A 4,446-nucleotide genomic window follows, 5' to 3' on the forward strand; every position below is an offset into this window, starting at 1 on the left:
ACCTGCTTTGCTACCGGGGCCGATCGACCTACGGTCCGAACAACTGCAAAAGCGCCTGACACTCTCGTAGCACCGGTTCCAGCCATCCTAACCTCCTGCTCCGAAGCTGGGCCTGGGTTTCGGAGTTGTACTATCCATTGTGGCGGCGAAGTTGCTTCGCCTTGCGTCTCACTAAGACCGAGTACCCCCACTTAGCAGCTAGCTTCTGACATTGCGGCCCTTTGGGCCGGTTGCCACCAAGATGGTTTACTGGGCAAAGGTAACGCACTCGTTGGAGTCGCAGCCTGATGGCACGCTTCGGTGCACGCCCATGACACGGCCCTCTGGCTAGGCCCCTGGCGAGTGGCGGCCCCAGCGAACCGCCCGGTGGCTGTGCCGCCGAAACGGAGGAGGATGGTCGTGGTGGCAAACGCACTGCCAAGTCGGGCGGGTCTGACGTCTTTCGTTGGCGTACTTGCTGCATTTGTGGACGTCGCACATGCTGACGTGAGTATTCCTAGGCCGGAGGACGGCACGGTGGCGACCGCCGATCCGTGCGCAGGCGCGCTTTCACAGCCGCGATGCTGGCGCTGGTCCTGATCGTGCTGCCTGCCTGTTCGCGTTCGCAGCCCGATCCCGCCGGCACCACTGCCGTCCAGCTGAGCGTGACGGGCTTAACCGGCGACGGGGCCGACTCTCAAGTACCGGCCAGCGTCGCCGTCCTGCCGGTGGCCGGCGCCACCATCACCATCGCCGAGTGAGGCTTCTGCGGTCTCTTCGAGGCGGCCTGCAACCCTGTTTTCAATGCAGCTTAATATTGGTAAGCTGTACTTGATTGTGCCGATAGCGGACACAGCTGAGTTCGACGACTCCACATTCACCATAGATGAGGTCGAAACGCCATCTGTGATCGTTGACCTGGACGTGCTTGAGCGGAACGTTCGGGCGATGGCGGCACTCGCCGAAAGGCATAGGGTGAAGTTGCGCCCCATGGTTAAGACGCACAAGTCGCCTGTGATTGCTGGTTTGCAGAGTGACGCTGGTGCTTGTGGAGTACTGGTCGCAACGATCGGCGAGGCTGAGGCGATGGCCGCAGCCGGAATTGAGGATGTCTGTTTGGCGTATCCACCTGTGGGTGTGGGCAAGTGTGAGAGGCTGGCAAGGTTAGCGCGCAATGTCAGGCTGACGTTAAGTGTCGACTCGTCGGAGGCGGTCCGACTGGTGCACAAGATAGCGGCCGCGTCGCGTTGCGAGGTAGCGGTCGAGCTGCTGGTCGATTGCGGTAGTGGGCGGCTTGGTAGTCACCCGCGGGAGGTGGTACGCATTGCGCGTGAGTTCCACGATGGACCGCACGTGTGGTTTGCGGGTGTCGCCACTCACGCCGGCCAAGTGTATGGCTGTACGGACTCTGCTCAAGTGGCGGATGTGGCTCGCGAAGAGGCCGGTGCCGTGCTGGATGCTGCGGATTGCCTTCGCGCTGCAGGCCTCCGCTGCAACACCGTAGCCGTCGGTTCGACGCCTACCGTTGCGATCGGCGCTGCCATAGAGGGGATAACGGAGATCAGGCCTGGGAATTACGTTTTCAATGATGCGATTCAGCTTGCCCTTGGCGTCGCTCGGCAGGAGCAGTGCTCGCTGCGGGTTGCTGCGACGGTGGTAAGTCGACCAGTACCCGAGCGAGTCGTGTTGGACGTTGGTAGCAAGACCCTGAGCAGTGACCGGGGCGCCCATGGCAACAACCTTGTTCGAGGTTTCGGAGTTGTGATCGGGCACCCGGAGTTTCATATCGAGAGGCTTTCCGAGGAGTTGGCCGTCTTAGCTGTGCCTTCTGATTCGGTGGTGGTGCCCGGCGACCGGTTGGAGATCATCCCCAACCATGCCTGCACGGTGACAAACCTGGTGTCAAGCCTCAACGGTGTTCGTCGCCGGAATGTCGCGATGAAGATCCCTGTCGTTGCCAAACACTAAGGAAGGCTCGACATGGAGGCAAGCTCAGGAGGGGAGAGGATGACGTGCCGCGTACAGAGCTAAAGCCGGTTACCGCCGAACGACTACCCGACTTGCAGGGCACCGACTGGATATTCGGTTTTATGAAGCGGTACCCACGGCTGTTTGAGCTACACAGGGGCATTGAGGAGCCGTTTCTAGAGCATGCGACTTATATTCATGTCCATGCCAATCCGGACAGTATCGCGCCCCGTAGCCAAGACGTTGTCGATGTCGCGCTGGATTATTCTCGCGTGGGCGCTCGAGCGGCTTAGGCAGCATTTCGGTGCCCACGCTGTTGCTTGTGGGACGGCATGACACCATTCGTGTGGATGACGTCGAGGCGATGGCCGCGAGCATGCCAAAGGCCAAGTTGTCGGAATGTGACAACGGCAGCTACTTCTCCATGTGGGACGACCCGGCCGCATATCACTCGGCGTTGCTGCAGTTCATAAGTGAGGTTCGCGAACCGCCAAGGGCGAATGTGGCGTGACGCAGATCGCGACAACAAACCATCGGCGCCATGGTCGCAGCGGGCAAGTAGCGGTGCTGATGGCAGCGACTCCAGAACGCGAGCGACCGCGATCGTTCGCGCACTGCGTGTCGACCCAACGAGACCAACGAAAGGAGGCTTTTCCGTGAGTAGCTATGAGATCAAGGTGCCTTACGATTGGGCGGAGCGCCGCAAGTGGTTGCGGTTGCCCTTTCCGGAGGGAGAATACCGCGACCGAGTGGCACGGCTTGTCGGCCTGATGGAGGCAAGGGGGCTCGAGGCGTTGCTCATCTACGGACAAGGGCTCGATGCGAACCTGCGCTACTTGGCCAATCTCCAGTCGCATGGCGGGGAGAGCGCAATGGCGGTCACGAGCGATGGACAGTCGTGGATCAGCACTACTTGGTTACTGCACGGGGAGCCCATGCACTCCATGGTTTGGGAAAGTTGGGTCGAGGAGTTCGTGCCTGCGGCTGACGGACCCGAGCTGATGAGGCGTGCGGTTGACTGGCTCAAGGACAAGGCAGCTGGCCCGAGGGGAGGCTATGTCGCGCGGATCGGCTTGTCGGGGTTCGGTGTCATGCCAGTCGGCGCTTGGGATGCCTTGCGAGAATCCCTTGGCGGCCAGCCGGACATCTGTGACGACATGATGCTCACCTTACGGCTGACCAAGTCGGCCAAGGAGGCTGAGTATCTAAGGAAGGCGTGTGTCATCTCAGGCGCCGGCATTCAAGCGGCCATGGACGCCGTTCAAGCCGGTGCCTCGGAGGTCGAAGTGGCGAGCAAAGCGCACGCCGAGATGTTCCTCGCGGGAGCCGAGACCTTGGCGTTCGGCACAGCGGTCGTGGCAGGGCCCAGAGCAGGGCTGAAGCACGCCAACCCGTCTCAGCGCCGCATGAAGGCAGGTGAGCTGGTGTTTTTGGACATGGGAGCAAGCTATGAGGGGTACAACGCCGACTTATCCCGATGTGTTGCTGTCGGTGACGAGGTTCCCCGCGATGCGCTGGACATGCTGCAAAGGGCCGAAGACGTCTTTCACGATATGATTGCTGCGATGAAGCCGGGCACGGCCGTGGCTGAGCTCGCCCGCCTGTATGAGGATGCGACTCGCGCCTACGGCTACGAGTCGGAGGCGATGCCGGCGGCCTTCGGGCACGGGGTCGGCGTTTCGCTGTTTGAGCGGCCGCTTATGGGGCGCGGTAGTCCCGACGTGTTGCAGCCCGGCATGGCCTTCGCATTCGAACCGATGTTGGTCCGCTACCGGTTCGGCACTGCGGTGGTGGAGGAGACCATCTTGATAACCGAGACCGGTGCGGAGATTCTCTCCGGCCTCCCAACGAGGATCTACAGCGTATAGCTAGCACCCTGGCGGGGCCTACAACCGGAGTCGGCGGGGTCGATAGGGCCGGTTCTCGCGCGCAGCGCGGTGGATCAAAACGACGGCGGCGAGATGGCAAAGACGATGGTCGCCGGCTGCGGTTGCGGATTGTGCCAGCGGTGCAGCGTGCCGCTGGGTATTAAGACGCTGTCGCCGGCATGCAGTGTGACGAGGCGACTCCCCAGCTCCAGCTCTACACGGCCTTCTTGGACCAGCGCCGCTTCTTCCCCGTGGTGGGACATGGGGGCGTTCAGCGAAGCCGACTTCGGCTCCAGATGCATCAAAAAGAGTTGCAAGACGGAGCTACCGGCTGGCGACAGCAGCTCGTACTCGACTTCCGAGTTGGGCAGCCTCAGTTTGGCTCGAGCATCGCGGCGAACGACGAGATCGTCGCTGCGGTCGTGCTGCTCGAAGAAGACGACGATCGGCACGTCGAGCGCCTGAGCAATGGCCCGCAGTGTGTTGATCGACGGGTTGCTGAGGCCGCGCTCCACCTGACTCAACAGTGAGCTGGTTATGCCCGCAGCCTCGGCCAGCTGCTTCACCTTAAGCCCTCGTTGCTGCCGAATGCTGCGAATACGCGTACCGATGTCGGCAACATTTCGCTCGT

At 61.7% G+C, this 4,446-nt stretch carries 4 protein-coding genes; 3 read left to right on the plus strand and 1 reads right to left on the minus strand.

Annotated features, from left to right (window positions below; genetic code table 11):
- Positions 1–560: 560 nt before the first annotated feature.
- The 3 genes from QZT63_RS16425 to QZT63_RS16435 all read left to right on the plus strand — a co-directional run bounded on the left by QZT63_RS16425 (position 561) and on the right by QZT63_RS16435 (position 3,815).
- On the plus strand, positions 561–740 hold the full coding sequence (locus QZT63_RS16425) for a hypothetical protein (protein WP_290652578.1): 180 nt from the start codon (positions 561–563) through the stop codon (positions 738–740).
- A 43-nt stretch (positions 741–783) separates the two neighbouring features.
- The gene (locus QZT63_RS16430; protein ID WP_290652579.1) at positions 784–1,947 is read left to right on the plus strand and encodes an alanine racemase; all 1,164 of its coding nucleotides are present in this window, start codon (positions 784–786) and stop codon (positions 1,945–1,947) included.
- A 656-nt stretch (positions 1,948–2,603) separates the two neighbouring features.
- Positions 2,604–3,815 carry a Xaa-Pro peptidase family protein gene (locus QZT63_RS16435; protein ID WP_290652580.1) on the plus strand — a complete coding sequence of 404 codons (1,212 nt, stop codon included), beginning with the start codon at positions 2,604–2,606 and terminating at the stop codon, positions 3,813–3,815.
- A 74-nt stretch (positions 3,816–3,889) separates the two neighbouring features.
- On the opposite strand, the gene QZT63_RS16440 is transcribed toward QZT63_RS16435, so the two are convergent.
- Positions 3,890–4,446: XRE family transcriptional regulator (locus QZT63_RS16440; protein WP_290652582.1), on the minus strand; the 557-nt coding region annotated here is incomplete at its 5' end.

Source organism: Aquisalimonas sp. (assembly GCF_007120195.1).
Classification (GTDB): domain Bacteria; phylum Pseudomonadota; class Gammaproteobacteria; order Nitrococcales; family Aquisalimonadaceae; genus Aquisalimonas.

Coding starts and splice junctions, on each gene's coding strand:
- QZT63_RS16425 (WP_290652578.1), top strand. CDS start 561: ATGCTGGCGCTGGTCCTGATCGTGCTGCCTGCCTGTTCGCGTTCGCAG.
- QZT63_RS16430 (WP_290652579.1), top strand. CDS start 784: ATGCAGCTTAATATTGGTAAGCTGTACTTGATTGTGCCGATAGCGGAC.